Origin of the sequence: Thiohalocapsa halophila (genome assembly GCF_016583825.1) — a bacterium.
Classification (GTDB): Bacteria; Pseudomonadota; Gammaproteobacteria; order Chromatiales; family Chromatiaceae; genus Thiohalocapsa; species Thiohalocapsa halophila.
In genome coordinates this window covers 37,852-60,228 of the sequence record NZ_NRRV01000006.1, presented here as the reverse complement: position 1 = coordinate 60,228, position 22,377 = coordinate 37,852, and the positions used below count along the sequence as shown (strand labels likewise).

The window sequence follows — 22,377 nt, the reverse complement described above, 5'->3', positions numbered from 1 at the left end:
GGCCGAGGGCCGGCGGCCGCAGGTCCGGACCGGGGCTCTTGATGCCTGCCGCCGGCGGGCCGTGGTCCGGCGCCGGTGGCTTCGTTTGTTGAGTGCATGCTGGCGTCTCTGGTTGAGCGGTGGTCGCGGCTAATACAGGGGAGCCGAATGCCGACGAGCTGCCGTTTACGGCAGTACAACACCAAATTCTAATATTTGGCGCTGAATCTTGCTCGTCGGTGTCATCCTAGCCCGCAAGTCGGGCTGAGGCACGGATCCCGAAACCGCAGCCTGACCGTCGGGCCTCCTGACATCGGCGCCGACCTACGCCTTGCCGCCCCGTCGGGCTGAGGCGCGAAGCCCGACACCGCGCTGTCTGTGACCGCCGCGACCGGATCAGGCCCCTGGCTCTCAGGCCTCTTCTTGCTGCTGCTCTAGATAAAAGGCCGCCAGCGGCAGGTCCTCCGGGCGGGTAATCTTGATGTTGTCCGCTTGGCATTCGATGAGCGCCGGCTGCAGACCCAGCAGCTCCACCGCGCTGGCGTCGTCGGTGACCACCAGGTCCTGGGATTGCGCATACTCCAGGGCCCGGCGCAGCAGGCCGAGGCGAAACGCCTGGGGCGTGTAGGCCCGCCATAGTGCCGTACGCGGCAGGGTCTCGGCCACCTGCCCGGCGTCGGCGCGCTTGACCGTGTCGGCAATGGGCACCGCGAGCAGGGCGCCGACGGGCTCCTCACGCAGGGCGTCCAGCAGGCGGTCCAGGTCCGCCCGGCGCAGGCAGGGGCGCGCGGCGTCGTGCACCAGGACCCAGTCGTCGTCAGTCGCGCGGGCGGCCAGCGCCGTCAAGCCATTGCGCACCGAGTAGCAACGCTCGGCGCCGCCCGGTGCGCGCAGGACGCTCGGGTGGTCGGCATAGGCACTGACATCGGACCACCAGCCGTCGTCGCTGCCGAGCACCACGGCGCAGCCGGCGATGCCCGGATGCTCCACAAAGGCGGCGATGGCGTGGTCGATGACGGGCCGCCCGCCGAGGGAGAGGTATTGCTTGGGCACCTCGGCGCCGAAGCGGCGGCCGACGCCAGCGGCCGGGATCAGCGCCCAATGGCGCACGGCGTGGCCCATGTCGGCGCTCATGCCGGCGGGCCCCACCGGTCCGGATCGGCGCGGTGCCGGACCGCCGGCGTCATTGGCCAACCTCCTCCTCGGGCTTCTCGATGACCTGGAGGAAGACCTCGCCGCGCTGAATCATGCCGAGCTCGCTGCGGGCGCGGTCCTCGATGGCCTCGACGCCGGTGCGCAGGTCCTCCACCTCCGCAGCCAGGGCCAGATTTCGGGCCTCCAGGCGCTCCAGCTCCGCGCGGTGCTCTTCGATCTGCGCACGCAGGGCGTGCAGCTCCTTGATGCTCCCCTCGCCCACCCAGAGCCGGTACTGGAGCAGACCCAAGAGCAGCAGCAGACCCAGGATGACCCAGCGTGTCACGACCCCGGCCTCTGCTGCGTGCCCATGGCGGCTGCGCTGCCTCCGGCTTCAGAGATGCTTGAACGCGGCGCGCCCGGGATAGACGGCGGCGTCGCCGAGCTGATCCTCGATGCGCATGAGCTGGTTGTACTTGGCGACGCGGTCGGAGCGCGAGAGGCTGCCCGTCTTGATCTGCCCGGTGCCGGCGGCGACCACCAAGTCGGCGATGGTGGTGTCTTCGGTCTCACCGGAGCGGTGCGAGACTACGGCGCTGTAGCCGGCGTCCTCCGCCATCTGGATGGCCTCCAGGGTCTCGGTGAGGGTACCGATCTGGTTGACCTTGATGAGGATGGAGTTGGCGATGCCCTTGTCGATGCCTTCCTGCAGGATCTTGGTATTGGTGACGAAGAGATCGTCACCCACCAGCTGCACCTTGGCACCGAGGCGGGCAGTGTGATCCTTCCAGCCGTCCCAGTCACCCTCGGCGAGGCCGTCCTCGATGCTGAGAATGGGATATTTGTCGCACCACTCGATGAGCAGGTCCGTCATGCCGGCGGCGTCGAGCTTGCGGCCCTCGCCCTTGAGGTTGTACATGCCGCCTTCGTAGAACTCCGATGCCGCTACGTCCATGCCGAGGTAGATGTCCTGCCCGGCCTTGAAGCCGGCCTTGTCGATGGCTTCCAGGATCACCTCGATGGCGGCCTCGTTGCTCGGCAGGTCCGGCGCGAAGCCGCCCTCGTCGCCGACGCCGGTGGCGAGCCCGCGGCCGTTCAGCACGGACTTCAGCGCATGGAAGACCTCGGCGCCATAGCGCACCGCCTCGCGGATGCTCGACGCACCCACCGGTAGGATCATGAACTCCTGGAAGTCGACGCTGTTGTCGGCATGCTCGCCGCCGTTGACGATGTTCATCATCGGCACCGGCAGCGTGGCCGCATCCGCACCCAGGTACTGATACAGGGGCAGCGAGCCCTCCTGCGCGGCGGCGTGGGCGGCTGCCATGGAGACGCCGAGGATGGCATTGGCACCGAGGCGGCCCTTGTTGTCGGTGCCGTCGAGGTCGATCATCTTGCGATCGATGGCCTCCTGCTCGCTGGCATCCATGCCCGTCACGGCGTCCTTGAGCTCGCCGTTGACGTTGGCGCAGGCGTTGAGGACGCCCTTGCCGCCGTAGCGGGCCTTGTCGCCGTCGCGCAGCTCCAGGGCCTCGCGGGAGCCGGTGGACGCCCCCGATGGAACGGCGGCACGGCCGATGGCGCCGTCGGCGGTGATAACGTCCACCTCGACGGTCGGGTTGCCGCGGGAGTCGAGCACTTCGCGGGCGCGGACATCGACGATCTCGGACATGGTTCGGTTCTCCAGCTTGGGTCGCGGTTACAGCGGGGCGAATCGCCTATTGGGGAGCCTGTTGGGTCGCAGAGACGATGCGATGAGCGCCCTGGTGGCTGCCGGGTCAGGGTTGGGCGCCGGTGCCGCGACGCCGTCGCGCCAGCGGCCGGTCGGGCCTGGGGCGCCGGTGCGGCATCCGCGGCGCCGGCGTCAGGCCACCTGCTCCGGTGCCGGCGTCTTGCCCACCCGCGCCGCTGCGCCGGTGCGGCGCTGCTGCGCCAACGCGGCCTCCACGAAGCCGCGAAACAGCGGATGGCCGTCGCGCGGCGTGGACGTGAACTCCGGGTGGAACTGGCAGCCCACGAACCAGGGATGATCCGGTATTTCGATGATCTCCACCAGCCTGGAATCCAGCGACCAGCCCGAAAAGCGCAGGCCCGCGTCCTTCATGGCATCGCAGTAGCGGTTGTTGAACTCGTAGCGGTGGCGGTGGCGCTCGCGAATCTGGTGGCGGCCGTAGACCCGGCGCGCGAGGCTGCCGGGCTCCAGCCGGCAGTTCTGCCCGCCCAGGCGCATGGTGCCGCCCTTGTCGGCGTCCGCGCCTCGGGTCTCACGTTGGCCGCTCTCGGTCTGCCACTCGGTGATGAGCGCGATGACCGGGTGCGGCGTCCGGGGGTCGAACTCGGTGCTGTGGGCGCCGGCGAGTCCGGCGACGTTGCGCGCGTACTCGATGACGGCCACCTGCATGCCGAGACAAATGCCCAGGTAGGGTAGGCGTTGCTCGCGGGCGAAGCGCACGGCAGCAATCTTGCCCTCGATGCCGCGCTCGCCGAAGCCGCCGGGCACCAGCACGGCGTCGATGCCCGTCAGGCAGTCGGTGCCGGTGCGCTCGATCTCTTCGGAGTCCAGGTACTGGATGCGCACCCGGGTGCCGGTATGCACGCCGGCGTGGGCGAGGGCCTCCGACAGGGACTTGTAGGCCTCGGTGAGGTCCATGTACTTGCCGACCATGCCGATGGTGACGGTCTCGGTTGGATGCTCGAAGCCCTCGAGCACCCGCTGCCACTCGCCGAGATCCGCCGCCGGCACGTCGAGCCCGAACTGCTCCACCACCAGCGCATCCAGGCCTTGGGCGTGCAGCAGCATGGGGATGCGGTAGATGTTGTCGGCGTCCACGGCGGAAATGACGGCCGCCTCCGGCACATTGGTGAAAAGCGCGATCTTGCGCCGCTCGTCGTCCGGCAGGTCCCGCTCCGCCCGGCACAGCAGCACGTCCGGCTGGATACCGATGGAGCGCAGCTCCTTGACCGAGTGCTGGGTGGGCTTGGTCTTGATCTCGCCGGCGGTCTGGATGTACGGCACCAGGGTCAGATGGATAAACATCGCCGCCTTCGGGCCGAGCTCCACCCGCATCTGGCGGATGGCTTCCAGGAAGGGCAGGGATTCGATGTCGCCGACGGTGCCGCCGATCTCCACCAGGGCCACGTCGGCGTCGTCGGCACCGAGCAGGATGCTGGACTTGATCTCGTCGGTGATGTGGGGGATCACCTGCACGGTGCGGCCGAGATAGTCGCCGCGGCGCTCCTTACGGATGACGCTGTCATAGATCTGGCCGGTGGTGTAGTTGTTGTTGCGGCCCATCCGCGTGCGCAGGAAGCGCTCGTAGTGACCGAGATCCAGGTCGGTCTCCGCGCCGTCGTCGGTGACATAGACCTCGCCATGCTGGAACGGGCTCATGGTGCCCGGGTCCACGTTGATGTAGGGGTCGAGCTTGATCATGGTGACCCGCAGGCCGCGGGCCTCCAACAACGCGCCCAGGGACGCGGACGCGATGCCTTTACCGAGGGACGACACGACGCCGCCGGTGACGAAAATGAGCTTGGTCATGACTTCCTGGAGGCCCGACGACGGCTTTGCCGAGACATTTGCCGAGACAGGGGATGTGCGGCACGAGACAGAGCGGACGTTACCAAATATACCCCCCTCCCTCAATTCGCAGCGAAAACGGTCCCCGGCGCAGGGACCTGCGCTGAATTACCCCAGGAAACCGCTCCCTAGCGCACTTCACAAGCCGAAAACCGACACGTATACTCCGCGCCGTTCGTATCCTACGGACCGCCGGGGCCAGGCAGCGGCGACACCGCTCGGCCCGTCCCGGTCTGCTGAACTCACTAGAATTCTTCAGGAGCGTCAGATCATGCAAAAGCTTGCCAAGATCTTCGGCATCGCCGCCGTGGCCGGTGCAGCCACCTTCTCCATGAGCGCCGCACAGGCCTGGTGGGGCCCGGGCTACGGCGGCCCCGGCTACGGCTCCGGCTGGGGTGACGGCATGGGCGATATGCTGGGCGACATGTTCGGCGACGGCTACGGCGACTTCAACATGAGCATGTCCGGCGGTGGCCGCGGTTACGGCCGGGGCTATGGTCGCGGCTATGGCTATGGCCGCGGCTACGGCTACGGCCATCCCTATGGTGGCTACGGCGGCTATCCGGGCTACGGCTACGGCGGCGGCTATCCGGGCTACGGCTACGGCGCACCGCCCATGCCCTACGGCGCCCCTTACGGCGCCCCGGCAGCCCCGGCAGCCCCGGCGCAGCCCTCCGGCGAAGAAGCCAAGTAAGATCGGGCCAGCACTGCCCTGACGGCCGCCGCCCCCGGCGGCCACACGAGCCGCGCCCTCGGGCGCGGCTTTTGTTTTTCAGCGATAACCGGCCGCGCTTGCGCGCCGGCTGGTCGGCCACGGGCTGACGCTGATCCGGTCGGGCAAGCTCTCGTTCCTAAAGGACCGGAGGCCCAAAGCCACGGCTACAGGTACACAGACGGCGGCCAGGTCGCAGTATCCTAGGCAATAACATCAATAGGGGCGCGTGAAAGCAGCGACATTTACCCTTGATGCATGTCAACCTGGGTTGCACAATGACACCGTCAACCAGCCAGGTACACTGCCTTGACTCAACGAAAAGTTATCTCCTTCGAGACCATCCGGGTCGCCTGCAAAAACTGCACGCTGTCTCAGTTGTGCCTCCCCATGGGCATGTCGCCGGAGGACGTGGACCGGCTGGACAGCATCGTCAAACGCTCGCGCCCGCTGCACCGGGGGGATCACCTCTTTCGCAGCGGAGAGCGCTTCCGATCCTTGTACGTTGTCAAAACGGGCTCGGTGAAGACCTACACGCCGAGCGAGGAAGGCGGCGAGCAAGTGCTGGGCTTCCACCTCCCCGGCGAGATCATCGGCCTCGACGCCATCGACCAGGACTGCCACGCCTGCTCCGCCAAGGTGCTGGAGACCTCCGCTATCTGTGAGGTCCCCTTCCAGCGCTTCGAGGAGCTGGCCGCGTCCATCCCGAGCCTGCAGCACTCCATGTTCCGGCTGCTTAGCAAGGAGATTGGTCATGATGCCGAGATGCTGCTGCTATTGGGCAAGAAGAACGCCGAGGAGCGCCTTGCGGCCTTCCTAGTGAGCATGTCGCAGCGCCTGAGTAAGCGGGGTCTGTCACCAACGGATTTCTACCTCAGCATGTCGCGCCACGAGATCGGCAACTACCTCGGCCTCGCGGTGGAGACCGTCAGCCGACTCTTCACCCGCTTCCAGGACGAAGGGCTGGTCAAGGTCGACCGCAAGCACGTCGAGATCCTGGATCTGGGCACCATCGAGAGCCTCGCGGGCACCGCACAGGCCGCCGGCAGCCGAAAACACTCCAACTAAGCCACCGGTTTATTGGCCATCGCGGGCACAAATCGCATTGAGCCGGGCTGGCTCCCAAAGGGGCGGCCTGCCGGCTCTTTGCCCGCTGGCGCTTTGACAGCCTTAGGCGTCGTATCGCGGAGAGTGCCGGCGGATCCTGGCCCACAGGGAAAGCGCCGATAGCTCGGCGTTTCTCTAAGCGCTGCCCACCGCCGTTGCTGGTCACGCCGCGCGGGCACCCCGGTTGGGGGCCCGCACTGAGGCAAACATCAGCAAATCAGCGTGCGACCGCCTCGGCGTCGGCGGCGCCTTCGGCGAGCCAGACGCAGGCGCCGCTGGCCTTTTGGATGGCGGCTAGCTTGCGCTCGTGGGCAGCGAGCTCGTCGGCATTGGCCCGCACGACACGCAGCTTGCCGCGGGGTACCGCCACATGACGGACCTCTTCTCGCCGCAGGCCTGTCTCCACGTGCTCCTCACCGCCCAGATGCAGGCTCACCTGGCCGCCGGTCATGGCCAGGTAGACGTCGGCCAGGATCTGGGCGTCCAGCAGTGCGCCGTGGAGGTCGCGCTGGGCGTTATCGATGCCGTAGCGCTTGCAGAGTGCGTCCAGGCTGTTGCGCTGACCCGGGTGCAGCCGGCGCGCGAGCACCAGGCTATCGGTCACCGAGCAAAGGGTGTCGATGGCCGGTGCATCCAGGCGCCAAAGCTTCAGCTCGTGGTTCAAGAAGCCGACATCGAAGGGGGCGTTGTGGATCACCAGCTCGGCGCCGCGGCAGTAGTCCATGAGCTCTTCCACCACGTCGGCGAAGCGCGGCTGGCCGGCAAGAAACTCGTTGGTGATGCCGTGCACCGCCGAGGCGCCGGCGTCGACCTCGCGGTCCGGCTGAAGGTAGCGATGATAGTTGTTGCCGGTGGGCCGGCGCTCGATCAGCTCGACACAGCCGATCTCGATGACCCGATGGCCCTCCTCCGGCTCCAGGCCCGTTGTTTCCGTGTCCAGCACGATTTGGCGCATGATGCTTCTTGTTCCTCTTCGACCCCAATCTATCAACAGGTTGCGGGCGCTTGCCTGCGCGCCGACGCTTGGTCCTAGGTCTTAAGTCCTGCCGCCAGCTTACCCAACCCGAGCCCGTCACGACAAAACGCCATTCGACACCATGCCCGATACCCCGCCCAGCATCGACCTCGACCTCCCGCCCCTCGGCGACCACGGGCCGCGGCGCGCCCGCACGCTGATGATCCAGGGCACGGCCTCCGACGTGGGCAAGAGCCTGCTGGTGGCCGGGCTCTGCCGGGCCTATGCCAGGCGCGGGCTCAAGGTGCGGCCTTTCAAAGCGCAGAACATGAGCAATAACGCCGCCGTCACCGAGGATACGGACGCCCGCCCCGGCCCCGACGGCGAGCGCCCGCGCGGCGAGATCGGCAGGGCCCAGGCGCTGCAGGCCCGCGCCTGCGGCGTGCCGCCGTCCATCCACATGAACCCGGTGCTGCTCAAGCCGCAGACCAATGTCGGCTCCCAGGTGGTGCTGCGCGGGCGCGCGCTCGGCAACTGCCCGGCGCGGGTCTACCACCAGATGCGCCAGGGCATGATGCCGGCCATCCTGGACAGCTTCGAGCGCCTGTGCACCGACGCCGACCTGGTGCTGGTGGAGGGCGCCGGCAGTGGTGCCGAGATTTATCTGCGCAACAGCGACATCACCAACATGTACTTCGCCGAGCGCGCCGACGTGCCCGTGGTCTTCGTCGGTGATCTCGATAAAGGCGGCACCATGTCGCACCTGGTGGGCACCTGGCTGCTGCTGGACCCGCCCGACCGGGCGCGCGTCGTCGGCTACATGGTGAACAAGTTCCGCGGCGACTTCTCGCTGTTCGAGCCCGCCTGCGAGACCATCACGGCACACACCGGCTGGCCCTTCCTCGGCGTGGTGCGCTGGTTCGAGGGCGCCTCGCGGCTGCCGGCGGAGGACTCTCTGGCGCTGGAGCGCCCGGCCGAGGACAGCTGGGCCAACACCGGCACGCTCAACATCGCCGTGCCGCGTCTCTCCCGCGTCGCCAACTTCGACGACATGGACCCGCTGGCCGCGGAGCCCGCGGTGAACCTGCGCTGGCTCATGCCCGGACAGGCCCTGCCGGCGGACACCGACGTCGTCATCCTGCCGGGCTCCAAGGCCACCCGGGCGGATCTGGATATCCTGCGCAAAGAAGGCTGGGACATCGACATCCACGCCCACGTGCGCCGCGGCGGGCGGGTGGTGGGACTCTGCGCCGGCTTCCAGATGCTCGGGCGCGTGGTACGCGACCCGCAGGGTATCGAGGGCCCGCCGGGCGACACCCCCGGCTTGGGACTGCTGGACATCGAGACCGAGATCGGCGGCGACAAGCGCCTCATCGAGCTTTCGGCCCAAGACGGCGTCAGCGGCTGCGAGGTCGCGGGCTACGAGATGCACATGGGCCGCACCACCGGCGCCGGGCTAGAGCAGCCCTGGCTGCTGCTGCAAAACGCCGACGGCACCACCAAGCCCGAGGGCGCCGTGAGCCACCACGACCGGGTCATGGGCGGCTACCTGCATGGCATCTTTGCAGGAGACGCTTTCCGCACGCACTGGCTGGAGCAGATGGGCGCCAAGGCCGGGCAGCTCGACTTCGACGCCCGCATCGAGCAGGCGCTGAACGAGCTTGCCGAGCACATCGAGGCGAATCTGGACCTGGATGCATTGCTGGCGCTAGCACGGTGAGCGGGCCGCGAGCCATCGCCCGGCTGCGGCTGTATCGACCACGGCCATACACTCGCTGAGCTCGCCGTCTTGGATCTGAACGACGAATCCAAAGCCCGCAGCACGGCGTGAATGGCGTGTAGACGCTCGGATACCCGCGGCGCGTGGGTTTCGGGGCCGAGCAGGAGGGGCACGCGGCACTGGCGACGCCCTAGGGAGCAACCGCTTTATTGGCCATCTTGGCGAAGACTCGGACGCCCTAAAGACAGCCTAGCGTGGTCGTCACCGCCACGCGATGAAGCGCCGGCGGTCCAAGTCCGCCCTTGGCGGCAGAGACTGCGCCCTTACCTGCTTAGCTTTCGTCACTGTCACGGCTCAGCCCCATCCTCTTGCAGGGTCACGGCCATCCCCCAGCCATGCAACCGAAAGACACCACCAACAACGAGGCTTTCAAGGGCTTCACCAACCATGAATGCCCGTTCCTGCCCTGTCACCCGGGTGTCAAGCGGGAATTCAACTGCCTTTTCTGTTATTGTCCCCTGATCGCGTACGAGTGCCCGGGGCCGTACGAGGTCTTCACCGACGCGAACGGTGTCCGCCGCAAGGACTGCTCGGCCTGCACCCTGCCCCATGACGGCTATCAGGCTTCCTGGGCATTCATCCAAAAATGGCTCGCTAAACCTGTGGTCTGGGATGGCCATGAGCAGAGTCCACGCTATCTTCCGAAGGAGCGGCCCGCCGCAGACGGCACCGCAGCCTCCGAGAACGACGAACGAGCCAGCACTGACCCCAAACCAGAGACTCCGGACAAGAACTGACCCCGGAGCGGATCTGAGCAACGCCCGCCCTGCGCACGGCGCGCCGGTGTGGCAACCCGCCCGCTGACGGGCGTAACGCCAACAAGCTGAAGGACGGAGCCTCGCGCCGTCCGTTCTCTGCACCGGCCCCCGGGCGCCGGCCGGCGTGCGCACGCGTATCCGCTTCCGTCGTCGAGCGACACCAGCCGCCCGAAGGTCAGCCCGCGCATGCTCGACCCTCAGGGGCCGACGCGCGCAACTGACCGGAACCATCTTCAAACGGCAGCCGAGGCCGTCGGCCCGCGCCCAGCAACACGGCAGTAACGCTATGACAGACCGCACCGACCTGCTCCACGAACGACTCGCGAGTCAGATCCTGATCCTCGACGGCGCCATGGGCACCATGATCCAGCGCCGCGACCTCGAGGAGGCCGACTACCGCGGCGAGCGCTTCAAGGACTGGCCGTCCGATCTCAAGGGCAACAACGACCTACTAGTGCTGACGCGGCCGGACCTCATCGTCGACATCCACGGCGAGTATCTGGCCGCCGGCGCCGACATTATCGAGACCAACACCTTCAACGGCACCCGCATCGCCATGGCCGACTACGGCATGGAGGAGCTGGTCTACGAGATCAATCTCACCGCCGCCAAGCTCGCCCGCGAGAGCGCAGACGGCTACAGCACGCCCGAGAAGCCCCGCTTCGTCGCCGGTGTGCTCGGCCCGACCAACCGCACCGCCTCCATCTCCCCGGACGTGAACGACCCGGGCTTTCGCAACATCGACTTCGACACCTTGGTGACGGCCTATGCCGAGGCCACCCGCGCGCTCATCGAGGGCGGCGCGGACATCATTCTGGTGGAGACGGTCTTCGACACCCTGAACGCCAAGGCGGCGCTGTTCGCCGTGTGGCAGGTGTTCGATCAGGACGGCGTCGAGCTGCCGATCATGATCTCGGGCACCATCACGGACCAGTCCGGGCGCACCCTGACGGGCCAGACCACCGAGGCCTTCTACAACAGTCTGCGCCATGCGCAGCCCTTAAGTATCGGGCTCAACTGCGCGCTGGGGCCGCACGAGCTGCGCCCCTACGTGGAGGAGCTCGCGCGCATCGCCGAGTGCCGCGTCTCCACCCACCCCAACGCCGGCCTGCCCAACGAGCTCGGCGGCTACGACCTGGGGCCCGAGGAAATGGCCAAGGAGGTCGCCGACTGGGCCCGCGAGGGCTGGCTCAACATCATCGGTGGCTGCTGCGGCACCGGCCCCGAGCACATCGAGGCCATCGCCAAGGCGGTCGAAGGCATGGCGCCGCGCACAGAGGTCGAGCTGGAGCCGGCCTGCCGTCTGTCGGGCCTCGAGCCCTGCAACATCACCAAGGACAGCTTCTTCGTCAACGTCGGCGAGCGCACCAATGTCACCGGCTCGGCGCGCTTCAAGCGGCTCATCAAGGAGGGCGACTACGACACCGCCTTGTCCGTGGCCGTGGAGCAGGTGGAAAACGGCGCCCAGGTCATCGACGTCAACATGGACGAGGGGCTGCTCGACGCCGTGGAGGCGATGAATCGCTTTCTGAACCTCGCCGCTGCGGAGCCGGACATCTCCCGCGTACCGGTGATGATCGACTCCTCGAAGTGGGAGGTCATCGAGACCGGGCTCAAGTGCGTCCAGGGCAAGTCCATCGTCAACTCCATCTCGCTGAAGGAAGGCGAAGAGAAGTTCATCGAGCAGGCCAGACTGTGTCGCCGCTATGGCGCGGCAGTCATCGTCATGGCGTTCGACGAAGTGGGCCAGGCGGACACCCAAGCGCGCAAGGTCGAGATCTGCACCCGGGCCTACAAGATCCTGACGGAGCAGGTGGGCTACCCGTCCGAGGACATCATCTTCGACCCGAACATCTTCGCGGTGGCCACGGGCATCGAGGAGCACAACAACTACGCCGTGGACTTTATCGAGGCCACGCGCAAAATCAAAGAGACCCTGCCGAATGCCCTGGTCTCCGGCGGCGTCTCCAACGTGTCCTTCTCGTTCCGCGGCAACAACCCGGTACGCGAGGCCATCCATGCCGTGTTCCTGTACCACGCCATCAAAGCGGGTATGGACATGGGTATCGTCAACGCCGGCCAGCTCGCCATCTACGACGACCTGGATGAGGAGCTGCGCGAAGCGGTCGAGGACGTCATCCAGAACCGCCGCGACGACGCCACCGAGCGCCTGCTGGACATCGCGCCCAAGTACAAGGGCGACGGCTCCGGCGCCGAAAAGGCGGAGGACCAGGAGTGGCGCTCCTGGCCGGTGGAGAAGCGGCTCGAGCACTCCCTGGTCAAGGGCATCGCCGACTACATCGACGAGGACACCGAGGCCGCCCGCCAAAACGCCGACAAGCCGCTGGAGGTCATCGAAGGCCCGCTGATGGACGGCATGAACGTCGTCGGCGATCTGTTCGGCGAGGGCAAGATGTTCCTGCCGCAGGTGGTGAAGTCCGCCCGCGTCATGAAGAAGGCGGTCGCCTACCTCTTTCCCTACCTGGAGGCCGAGAAGGAGGCATCGGGCCAGGCGGGCAAGAGCAACGGCAAGTTCCTGATCGCCACGGTCAAGGGCGATGTGCACGACATCGGCAAGAACATCGTCGCCGTGGTGCTCCAGTGCAACGGCTACGAGGTGGTGGACCTGGGCGTCATGGTGCCGGCGGAGACCATCCTGCAGCGCGCCCGGGAGGAGGAGGTCGACATGATCGGCCTGTCGGGCCTGATCACCCCGTCGCTGGACGAAATGGTGCACGTGGCCAAGGAGATGAAGCGCCAGGGGATGGACATGCCGCTGCTGATCGGCGGCGCCACCACATCCAAGCTGCACACGGCAGTAAAGATCGCCCCGCAGCGTGAGGCGCCCACGGTCTATGTCGTGGACGCTTCCCGCGCCGTCGGCGTGGTGAGCAACCTGCTGAGCAAGACCCACCACGACGGCTATGTGGCGGAGATCGCCGCCGAGTACGAGCGCATGCGCGCCGAGCGCGAGGGCCGTGGCACCACCCGCAAGTTCATGCCCATCGACGACGCCCGCGCCAACAAGGTCGCCATCGACTGGGCGGAGTACACGCCGGAGCGCCCGGCCATCCTCGGCGACAAGATCGCCCTGCCCGACGGCCTGGAGCTCGATATCAAGCTGGAGCGCGTCGGTGACGGCGTCATCGCCACCATCGACGACTACCCGTTGGAGGACCTCAAGCACTTCATCGACTGGTCGCCCTTCTTCAACGCCTGGGAGCTCGCCGGCAAGTACCCGGCCATCCTGGACGACGAGGTTGTCGGCGAAGAGGCGCGCAAGCTCTTCGCGGACGCCGTGCCCTTCCTGGAGAAGATGGTCAAAGAGAAGTGGGTCAAGGCGAGCTGCGTCTGCGGCTTCTTCCCGGCCAACGCCATCGGCGACGACGACATCGCCATCTACACCGACGAGACCCGCAGCGAAAAGGCGTATGAGCTGCACATGCTGCGCCAGCAGATGTTCCGCGCCGCCGGCAAGGGCCAGCCGAACATCTCGCTGGCGGACTTCGTGGCGCCTGCGGACAGCGGCAAGCGCGACTGGATCGGCGCCTTCGCGGTCACTGCCGGCATCGGCATCGACGAGCACGTGGCGCGCTTCGAGGCGGACCACGACGACTACAGCTCCATCATGCTGAAGGCGCTGGCGGACCGCCTCGCCGAGGCCTTCGCCGAACGCCTGCACCAGCTGGTGCGCACCAACCTGTGGCGCTACATGCCCAACGAGCAGCTGGACAACAACGACCTCATCGCCGAGAAGTACACCGGCGTCCGCCCGGCCCCCGGCTACCCGGCCTGCCCGGACCACACCGAGAAGGGCACGCTCTGGGAGATCCTCAAGCCCGACGAGCGCATCGGCCTGACGCTGACCGAGTCCTTCGCGATGCTGCCGACGGCGGCCGTCTCCGGCTGGTACTTCTCGCACCCGAGCTCGCGCTACTTCGGCATCGGCCGCATCCAGAAGGACCAGGTGGAGGACTACGCCGCACGCAAGGACATGACCCTGGAGCAGGCGGAGCGCTGGCTGTCGCCGGTGTTGGGCTACGACCCGGACTGAGCCCGCTACCGGCGTCCTCGCTCGCCGGGCTCGCGCCGAGCCCGGCGGCGCCGGGTGTAAGCGATCCTGCGCCGCTGCCCGCCGCCCGCTGCAGCACCGGCCCCAACGCGGTAAGGCGCGACAGGGGCTAGCGCACGGCTAGGGCATGGGGCCGGCGAGTCGCGCTGGCCGCGGTGGCTGCTTGCTGACCGGCCTCCGGCGCCGGATCGCCGGCGTCGTGCTGCGCCGGCGCCGGCGGCACCAAAGCACCGGCAGCCTGCTCGAGCCAGCAGGGGCGCTCCCCCGGCAGGCGCACCTTGAAGGGGTGAATCCTGGCCTCGGTGAAGGTGTCGCCCTGGGCCGTCCAGACGCTCAGCTTGGCGCGGCTCGGGGCATCGCCCGGATCGCCTCTCGGGGCTTCGACACGCTCGTTGCGGGTGTAGTGGCGCATGCCCGCCGGCGGCAGCACGCAATCGAAGGTGGCCACGACCCCTTTCATATCCGGCAGTACGGTGATCTCGTCGGCGGGCTGGTCATTCAACGTCACCATGGTGCCCCGCCATAGCCGTCCGCCCTGGATCACCGCCCTGCCGCGCCGACCCGCCTCGAACGCGGCCACCTCCTGCGGCGGCCGGTGATCGATGTAGGGCACCTTGATGACCTCGAAATCGAACACCTCGGTAATCCGCTCCGTGGTCTCCGGCAGGTCCACGTCGTAGACCACGGTTCCCGCGGGGGCGAATCCGGACTTGTGGCTCTTGCCGTCGCACTGTGCCTCGGCTTGATACGGATCCAGGCTGACGGCGCCATCCAGCCCCCCGTGTCGGCCCCAACACTGGCGGATGGTCAACCGCAGGCTGGTCCACCAGCTCGGCACCGACAGCACCGCGGATAGGCGGTGCGTCGCCGCCTGGTGCGTCGGCCGCACGCGCCCGAGCAGCCCCTGGGGCTCGAAATGGTTCGGCAGCAGGATCCAACCGAAGCTTGCCCGACGCGTGTCATTGCCCACGCTGGCGCCCCCCCGTAGGTGCCCGAAGCCCACCACCGTTGCCCGGGCGCCGATGCGCTCCAGGCGCTCGGCTATGCGTTGTGCGGCCTGCAGCTGCGCCGCGCGCAGCTCCTGCGGGAGGGTCTCCAGCGAGGCGCTCAGCTGACGTGTCTGGCGTACAGCGGTGCGGCCCACCAGGCTCTTGGTGCGCGGCTCTACGGCGTAGACCGTGATCTCGCCCCCGAGCGCGTCCAGGCGCTGCTCCAATGCCAGTGCCGTCATGGTCGTCGCGAAATCCCAGGCCACGCGCTGCTCCAGATTGGACAGCGGCTGGCGGCAATGCGCAACGGCGTCCGCCGCTGAGCTTCCGGCGCCGACTGCATCCATGACCCGATCCCCCGTACACTGGAGCTGATAGATCAATAACTTGCGAAATTGGTCGTCATTGGATCGAAATTCCACGTCCGGCAGCGTGTCGCGCTGCACCTCGAAGTTTTCGGCTGCCCGTAGCGACTCGCGCAGCACGTCCAGACACTTGTCGACATGCCTGCCGAGGCAGAGCTGGTGGGTGGCGGGCAGTAACGCCCGCAGCCATTGGGCCTGCTCACAGCGGGTCTGGTCGCGGGCGTCGCCCGCCTCGCGGCAAACCGCGGCCACCGGCGGGTCGCCGAGCCGATCGAGGGCCTTCGTCAAGCGCTCGCCGAATGCTTCCGCATCCTCCTCGCTCAGCCAGCGGCGGCGATTCACCATCACGTCGCAGGCGCCGGTGCCGCAACCCACCGGTTGTACGGCGAAGAAGCGATCGATGGACGGCGACGGCTGAAAGCCCGGAATGTCGCTGCGCCGCAGGCGGTCGACGAAGAACTCGGCGAACCATTCCTTGAACAGCGCGAGATCGTCCACCGCGTCGCTGGTTCCGGCCTTCACCAGCTCGCACAGCGTCTGTTCGAGCTTCTCGTCCTCCGCACTCAGGCTACAGGTCGAGCTCGTCGGCTTGGGCTCGTTGCCGCCTGGCGCCCTCTGCGCGGCGTTGTCGACGTCTTCGCCATGCCAGCCGTCGTCGCTGCCTGCGGAGGCGTCCCGGCATCGGTATGCGACGTCTTGGTAAGCCAGCAGGCAGGTTTCGTAGAACTGGCGCCCACGCTCGCGTACCTCCTCGCTCGTGCTGCCCTCTGGCAGCATCGGCAGCAACGGCCGATCACCAGCGGCAACCGCCGCCGGTTGGATCAATGTACGATGCATCTCCCGCAGCAAAGCCGCCAGCCGAACCAGCCCATAGAGGTTGATCAGCTGATCCGACTGCACCGCCGGACAGGCGATGGAGTAGCGATGTTTACGGTCCCAGGCCAGGGTCAGAGGACCGCCGCGACAGGCGTTGGCAGTGACGATGCTCGTATACAGCTCGTCCAGCTGCTTGGTGTCGCAGGCGCGGATATTCTCGATACACTCGAGATCACGCTTACTCAGGTCCAGACCGGCCTCGCGCATGGCCAAACCCGGCGTCGGCTGAGTCGCCGAGCGGGGTTTGGTGCCGCCCTGGTCGAGCTTCGCGCTGAGCTGTATCGCCGCCGCGGGCGGCGGCTCGGGTTGCCCGTCCGCACCCGGCGCCGCGTCGCCGGCCTCCGCCGACACGCAATCGGCGCCCTGTCGCCAACCGACGGGTTTGGGGCAGGCCTGTAACGCGACCTCGAGCTCGCTGCGGAAGGCCGCGAGATTGCGCCGACGCAGCTTGTCGCGCACCTGCCCGCCGTAGCGGCGGATCTCCTCGTTGAAGGCGCGCTCCAGGCCCGCGGACAAGTCGCCGGCCAGCAGGGTCCTGGAGCCCGGCAGCCCCAGGCTGCGGCGCAGATGGTCGCGGCGCAGCGCCGCATCGCAGGCCCAGCCGGAGGGATCTCGACGGCAGGATGCGATGCAGGTCTCCGCAGCCTGCGCCGGATCGGTTCCGGCGCCGTTCGTCCTCGCGCCGGCGGCGCAATCCGACCCGGCCAGCAAGCCAAGCCAGAGCTCCATGGTCTTGGCTCTCAGGTACCAGCTGAAGGCCATGCGCTCCTTCGGCACGCCACCGAAGGGGTCGTGACCGCTGTCGATGCGGAACCCGGTGCGATCGCGGTAGACCTTCGACAAGAAGCCTTGCAAATCCCGCTCCCAGGAGCCGAGCAGACCGCGATAGGCCTGGACCCGCTGGGCCAGGCGCGCCTCCTGGGCGATGTCGTAGCAGACGTCATCGCCGCCAACGCAACTGTTCGGCGCGACGTCGATGGCCACCAAACCGAAGCCGCGTGCACCGGGCTTCGGGACCACCGAGACGTCGAAGTTCATCCGGTACAAGGTCGCGCCCGAGAGGTCGTGGCTGTCGTCCAGCAGCGTGTTCAGCATCTCCGAGCGCACCGCGAGCCGGCGCTCGAAGTCGAGATTGAAGGCCTCCAGCTGGTCCAGCGACAGCGATGGGGCCGGCGCCGGCTGCGCCCGCGCGGAGCCCGTCGCCGGCGCTGCGTCATCTGGCTGCCGCCCGCTGCCGAGGTGCACCTGCTGCTCGCTGTCGCTGGCGGACGCCATGCTCGGCGGCCGCTCGGCGACGCTCTCCAGTCCGTTCAAGCGCTGCTCCAGCCAGTTGATCTCGCGGAAGCGGTCATTGACCAGGCGCTCACGCGTATAGAGCTGCGGCGGCTCCACGTAGATACGGGCAGCCGGCCCCGGCCACTCACCGGCGAGGAAATCTTCCAGTGTGCGCGCCCCGCCGCCTTGCAGCAGCACCAGGGCTGCCAACAGCAAAGCGGCGAGCCCGAGCCCGGCGAGCAGGCGCAGGAGCCAGCGCCGACGGCGGCCACCGTGGCCGCCCTTGGCGGCGTCGACGCCGCTCCCCCCGGTCGCATCGATGCGGGCATCCGTCATGTCCGGGCGTCCTCCCCTGCGGCTTCCAGATGGCGCAGCGTCGCCTCCAGCATCTGTTGGACGGACAGGCGGCAATACAGCGTCTCGTCGATGTCGACGCGGCCGCTCTCGAAATACTTATTGCCGGGGGCGCCGCCGCCGCAGAGGTCGAAATAACCGCAGCGCCGGGCACAGCGCCGCCGGCCTGCGTCCACCGCGCGCCGCAACCGCCGAAAGTGCGGGTTACGCAGGATCTGCTCGGGTCCGCCGGCAAGGACATTGCCGAAGACGAAATCCCCGAAGGCGGGCTCCGGCGTGCCGATGAGCTCTGGAGAAAAGGTGCTCAGGGCGCCGTCGGCCCCCACCACGAGGATGCCGAGCGGCTCTACCTGGTGGTTCGCTATCATCGCCGCCCCCCGCACCCTGCCGGCGATGGCGCTGCGCAACTGCGTCAGCGGCCGCAGCGCGAAGGGTTCCCCGGCATCGGCATGACGCCGGAGGAAACGCTCCAAAAAGCGGCGGAAGCGCCCCTCCGCATCCGCTACGGCGAGAGAGCTTTGCGTGTTCGGTCCCTCGATCTCGTCGATGTTGAACCCGACAGAACGCGCACCGAGGGAAGCAAAGAAGTCAAACAGGGCATCCGGCTCATCCAGCGCGGGCGCCGTCAACACGGCGATGACGTCGAAGGGATAATCCGCCGCACGCAGCCGGCTGATCCCTTGCATGGTCTCGCGGTGGGTGCCCTGGCCACGACGGGTGACGCGGTTGGCATCGTGGATGGGCTGGGGTCCGTCGATGCTGACGCCGACGCGAAAGCCGTGGCGCTGGAAGGTCTCGAGCCAGCCGTCGTCGATGAGCATGGCATTGGTCTGCACGTGCTGCACCAACCGCTGGCCGGGCCGCGCTGCGGCCGCGAGGCGGGTGCAGGCGTCTTCGTACCAGGCTCTGGGGACCGCCAGCGGCTCGCCGGCATGCCAGCAGACCGAAAGCTCTGCGCCGGTGAGCCGGCTCGGGATTAGGTTGCGCGCGACGGCGTCCAACACCGCGTCCGGCATGCGCTCGGCCCGATCGCGGCCACGGACATAGCAGTAGCGACAATCGATATTGCAGAAGGACGATGCCTGGAGCACCAGCAGCTGGATGCACGAGCGCTGCGTCTGGCCGAGGCGCATCGCCGCGAGCTCGGCGGTCCGTTAGTAGTTCGGCCAGTTGTTCCAGTTGTCCCAGGGGTTCTGGTTGAGCCATTGGGCCAGCTTGGCCGAGCCGCCGACCCGTTGCGACTCGGCGTCGGCGACGCCGCCGATTCGCTGATCCAGCTCCACCCGCTTCGCGGCGGCGCTCAGACTCGTCCCTGCGAGCACAGCCGCCGCCAGATAACCGAACGTCCGCAGTCTGCTCTTGCGCATGATCCTGCCCTGATCGCCATGGCGCGGCGCGCCGTTGGGTTTGGCCAATGGGAATCAGCCACTTACGTCCGCAGCTTAGGCAGCACCGCAGTCTGGCACCCTAGCGGATAGGCCAAAGTGTACCAATCCCCGGACGAACGGCACCCGCGACGCCCGATCCCTTGCTCGACACCCCGGTCAGGCCGGCCCAAAGACAGGTGCCTAGAGCTGCTGAGATTCCGCTAGGCTGCGCAGCTCCGCCACCAATGCGGCGGGCTCGGATCCGTCGGCGTTGTGGCGTGCCACCATCTCGCGGCCAAGGGCAAGCCAGTGGTCGCGGCCGCGCGCGGCGGCTGCCGCCAGTGGCTCGGTGTCGCCGCCCGCCCGCCAGGCGTCATAGGCGGCCGTCAGCGAGGGAAACAGGTGCTTGCGCATGTTGTTGAGGTTGCCGACGTAGAAATGCAGCGCCGGGGCGTCGGCCTGCTCGGCGAGCCTGGGCAGGGTCACCAGGGCGTCGGCGAGGTGGTCGCGCACGGCGCGAGCGGTGAGCTCCGCCGGGGTGCCGGCGACGTCGGCGACCATGGCGTTCCAGGCGGCGTCGTCCAACAGCTGCCCGGCTTCGTACTCTCCCTGCTCGTGCAGCAGGGCGTTGTCGATCTCGCGGTCGGTAATGGCGTCCAGCGAGCCGTCCAGGTCCGCGTCGAAGTCGTAGCACGCAAAGGCGCGGCCGAGGGCGTTGTCCGGGCGGCTCCAGCGCCAGCTCTCCAGCTTCTCCCAAAGCATGCGCCGCAGGGACTCCCGGCGCAGGAAGATGCTGTTGCCCAGCGTCATCGCCGGCGGTGCGGCGAGGTCGCGGGCGTACTCGCCGGCGGCCACGTAGACGGTGTAGCCGCTGCGACTGAGGCACTGCTCCAGGCGCCCGAGAAAGAAATGCGGCTTGGCGCGATTGCCGAGCCCGCTGCTGTAGACCAGGCCGTCGGCGGCGAGGTACTCGTTGATGGCGTCGGCGTCGAAGGGGTCATAATCCCGCCCCTGGATGCTGAGCGGGCGCAGGTCGGCGTCCTCGAGCCCCTCCCAAAGCTGCTCGCGCGCGGCCAGCCAATCGCCGACGGCATCCTTGGCGAGCGGTGCCCCATAGGGCAGCTTGTGCTCCCAGCGGTAGTATTCGCGCATCTTCATCAAATAGACGCAGAGCGAATAGTCACCGCCGTGCCGGGCGTCGGAGACATGGCAGTTGTACTGCACCGTGTCGGCAAGGGCTTCGAGCTGGTTCGGCTTCATTACGACAACCTCGATGGCTTCCGGCAGCGCGTAGCGGGCGGTGCCGGCCAACCGGCAGCGCCCCGCGCGCAAATCCTGACCAAAATGGTCGGGTAAAATCGCCGCCAGTTCAAGCCCGGCTGGGATAACGGCTGCGCGCCCGCGAATGAGCCGCGTCGGTGGTGGTGCTTTGCGCACTCGCCGCGCGCCCCCAACTGCCCCATCCAAGCCGAAACAAGCCAAAGCGACAAGCAGGAGTCAGCACGACCATGGCGCTTCGCATCAAGAGCCACTGGCAGAACGAAGATATCGAGCGCTCCCTCGACGAGGTCGGCGGCGCGCTGGCCTTTATCGCCTTCCGAATTGCCACCGACAAGGCCATCACCCTGCACTGCGAGCGCTTCGTCTATCGCGACGACGCCCAGCGCATGCGGGTGATCCAGGAGTACGTCATCTTCCTGATCCAGATCGCCGACCGCCTCGCCCACGAGATGCTGGACGACGACCGGCGGCGCGAGCTCATCACCGCGATGGCGCGCAAGGCCGTCGACCACGTGCAGGACAACAGTCAGGACCTGATGGGCCCCGACGACTACGGCACGCCCTTCATCCAGCGGCTCAACGAGCGCTCCGGCGAATACGCAGAGTTTCAGCTGGACGACGAGGGGCCGTCCTACAGCTTTTTGCGCCATCTGGGCTTCGAGATCCAGCAGCTCATGGGGGAGCAGGACGAGAACCGCTGGGTCATCGACCAAGTCATGGACAAGGACGGCTGGGATGCCTACAAGCGCTTCAGCAAGGCCTTCAGGGATCTGTTCGAGTAGTGGTGAGTGCATCGCCGGCGCGCGGCGCCCGCCGCGGCGGGCGCCGGGACCACAGAATGCCCGCCAAAATCAGCACCAGCCCGAACAGGTGCGCGAGGGTCGGCTCCTCGCCGAGGAAGACCACGCCCACCGCCACCGCCCAGAGCGGAATCAAATAGTTCAGCTGCGACGTGAAGGACGGCCCGGCGGTGCGGATGAGCCGGAAGTAGACGATCATGGCCGTCGCGGTGGAGAACAGGCCGAGGAAGAGCACGGCCCCGAGCACCGCCGCCGTGGGCAACGCCGTCGGCGGCTCGGCCATGCCGCCGAGCCAGCCATTCAGCCCCATGGGCACCGCAAGCACCGACGCCAGCCCGATGGTCGCGGCGGCCGTGGTCAGGGCATCGCTCGGCGGGCGCAGCCGGGCCAGGATCGCCGAGGTGCCATAGCAGAGGGCGCCGGCGAGCACCGCCAGCATGGGCAGCAGCGGCCCCCGCTCGCCGCCGATGGCGAGCAGGGCCTGCGGGCCGATCAGCACCACCACGCCGGCGAAGCCCGTCAGGAAGCCCGCCACCCGGTTGCCGGTGAGACGCTCGCCGGGCACGAACAAATGCGCAAGCCCCAGTGTCGCCAGCGGCATGATGGCCATCAGGATGCCGGCGAGGCCGCTGTCGATGGACTGCTGCCCCCAGGTGATCAACGAGAACGGCAGCAGGTTGCCCACGATGGCGATCAGGCCGAAGAAGAGCCAAAGACGCCCACCGCGGGGCACACCGCGCCCGAGCAGCCAGGCCAGCGCCACCAGCACCAGGGCGCCGATGCCGAGCCTGGCCATGACGACCCAGGCTACAGGCAGCGCCGTCACCGCCACCTTGGTGAAGAGAAACGAGGTGCCCCACATGGCCGTCAACGCCAGCAGGCTGACCCACTCAGTCCAGGCATAGCGGTGCGCGACGGCGGCGCCCCTACCGGAAACGCTCATGCGCCCACCGCCGACGGCACGCGATGCCCGGCAAGTCCGGCGCGGCCCTT

The 22,377-nt window shown here is 67.8% G+C and carries 16 protein-coding genes; 6 read left to right on the top strand and 10 right to left on the bottom strand.

Translation table 11 applies throughout. The annotated features are described in order from the left end of the window. Window positions 1–390 precede the first annotated feature (390 nt). The 4 genes from ispD to pyrG all read right to left on the bottom strand — a co-directional run bounded on the left by ispD (window position 391) and on the right by pyrG (window position 4,654). On the bottom strand, window positions 391–1,113 hold the full coding sequence (gene ispD / locus CKO31_RS03950; protein WP_242475130.1) for a 2-C-methyl-D-erythritol 4-phosphate cytidylyltransferase: 723 nt from the start codon (window positions 1,111–1,113) through the stop codon (window positions 391–393). Window positions 1,114–1,162: 49 nt separating this feature from the next. Next, window positions 1,163–1,459 (bottom strand): cell division protein FtsB, encoded by a 297-nt coding sequence (gene ftsB / locus CKO31_RS03945; protein ID WP_200234248.1) that lies wholly within the window; start codon window positions 1,457–1,459, stop codon window positions 1,163–1,165. 48 nt (window positions 1,460–1,507) lie between these two features. Next, window positions 1,508–2,785: a phosphopyruvate hydratase gene (gene eno, locus CKO31_RS03940; RefSeq protein WP_200234247.1), complete on the bottom strand. Its 1,278-nt coding sequence runs from the start codon at window positions 2,783–2,785 to the stop codon at window positions 1,508–1,510. A 192-nt stretch (window positions 2,786–2,977) separates the two neighbouring features. Next, a complete protein-coding gene (gene pyrG, locus CKO31_RS03935) occupies window positions 2,978–4,654 on the bottom strand; it encodes a CTP synthase (RefSeq protein ID WP_200234246.1) in 1,677 nt (558 codons plus the stop codon). Between the two features lie 310 nt (window positions 4,655–4,964). On the opposite strand from pyrG, the gene CKO31_RS03930 reads away from it, so the two are divergent. Both CKO31_RS03930 and fnr read left to right on the top strand, forming a co-directional pair. Beyond that, window positions 4,965–5,387: a sulfur globule family protein gene (locus CKO31_RS03930; RefSeq protein WP_200234244.1), complete on the top strand. Its 423-nt coding sequence runs from the start codon at window positions 4,965–4,967 to the stop codon at window positions 5,385–5,387. A gap of 327 nt (window positions 5,388–5,714) precedes the next feature. Further along, window positions 5,715–6,473: a fumarate/nitrate reduction transcriptional regulator Fnr gene (gene fnr / locus CKO31_RS03925; RefSeq protein ID WP_200234242.1), complete on the top strand. Its 759-nt coding sequence runs from the start codon at window positions 5,715–5,717 to the stop codon at window positions 6,471–6,473. A 256-nt stretch (window positions 6,474–6,729) separates the two neighbouring features. Here the strand turns inward: fnr and dnaQ are convergent, their stop codons facing one another. Next, window positions 6,730–7,467, bottom strand: a complete 738-nt coding sequence (gene dnaQ / locus CKO31_RS03920; protein ID WP_200234240.1) for a DNA polymerase III subunit epsilon — start codon at window positions 7,465–7,467, stop codon at window positions 6,730–6,732. A 142-nt stretch (window positions 7,468–7,609) separates the two neighbouring features. Between dnaQ and CKO31_RS03915 the strand changes: the two genes are divergently transcribed. The 3 genes from CKO31_RS03915 (at window position 7,610) to metH (ending at window position 14,059) form a co-directional block, all read left to right on the top strand. Continuing rightward, window positions 7,610–9,187, top strand: coding sequence for a cobyric acid synthase (locus CKO31_RS03915; protein ID WP_200234238.1), 1,578 nt, complete (start codon window positions 7,610–7,612; stop codon window positions 9,185–9,187). A 395-nt stretch (window positions 9,188–9,582) separates the two neighbouring features. After that, the gene (locus CKO31_RS03910; RefSeq protein WP_200234236.1) at window positions 9,583–9,984 is read left to right on the top strand and encodes a cysteine-rich small domain-containing protein; all 402 of its coding nucleotides are present in this window, start codon (window positions 9,583–9,585) and stop codon (window positions 9,982–9,984) included. Window positions 9,985–10,291: 307 nt separating this feature from the next. Beyond that, window positions 10,292–14,059, top strand: a complete 3,768-nt coding sequence (metH, locus tag CKO31_RS03905; protein WP_200234235.1) for a methionine synthase — start codon at window positions 10,292–10,294, stop codon at window positions 14,057–14,059. A 127-nt stretch (window positions 14,060–14,186) separates the two neighbouring features. On the opposite strand, the gene CKO31_RS03900 is transcribed toward metH, so the two are convergent. The 4 genes from CKO31_RS03900 to CKO31_RS03885 all read right to left on the bottom strand — a co-directional run bounded on the left by CKO31_RS03900 (window position 14,187) and on the right by CKO31_RS03885 (window position 20,563). After that, window positions 14,187–17,918, bottom strand: coding sequence for a hypothetical protein (locus CKO31_RS03900; RefSeq protein WP_200234233.1), 3,732 nt, complete (start codon window positions 17,916–17,918; stop codon window positions 14,187–14,189). Next, window positions 17,915–19,069, bottom strand: a complete 1,155-nt coding sequence (grrM, locus tag CKO31_RS03895; protein WP_200234231.1) for a cyclophane-forming radical SAM/SPASM peptide maturase GrrM/OscB — start codon at window positions 19,067–19,069, stop codon at window positions 17,915–17,917. The genes CKO31_RS03900 and grrM overlap by 4 nt, the downstream gene beginning before the upstream one ends. Window positions 19,070–19,090: 21 nt before the next feature. Further along, complete coding sequence (locus tag CKO31_RS03890) at window positions 19,091–19,351, bottom strand: hypothetical protein (protein WP_200234229.1); 261 nt, start codon at window positions 19,349–19,351, stop codon at window positions 19,091–19,093. 153 nt (window positions 19,352–19,504) lie between these two features. Next, window positions 19,505–20,563, bottom strand: a complete 1,059-nt coding sequence (locus tag CKO31_RS03885) for an Sfum_1244 family protein (protein WP_200234227.1) — start codon at window positions 20,561–20,563, stop codon at window positions 19,505–19,507. A gap of 248 nt (window positions 20,564–20,811) precedes the next feature. On the opposite strand from CKO31_RS03885, the gene CKO31_RS03880 reads away from it, so the two are divergent. Beyond that, a complete protein-coding gene (locus tag CKO31_RS03880) occupies window positions 20,812–21,366 on the top strand; it encodes a hypothetical protein (RefSeq protein ID WP_200234225.1) in 555 nt (184 codons plus the stop codon). Here the strand turns inward: CKO31_RS03880 and CKO31_RS03875 are convergent. Continuing rightward, on the bottom strand, window positions 21,347–22,327 hold the full coding sequence (locus tag CKO31_RS03875) for a DMT family transporter (protein WP_200234223.1): 981 nt from the start codon (window positions 22,325–22,327) through the stop codon (window positions 21,347–21,349). The two genes, CKO31_RS03880 and CKO31_RS03875, sit on opposite strands and share 20 nt — an antisense overlap. Window positions 22,328–22,377: the final 50 nt, after the last annotated feature.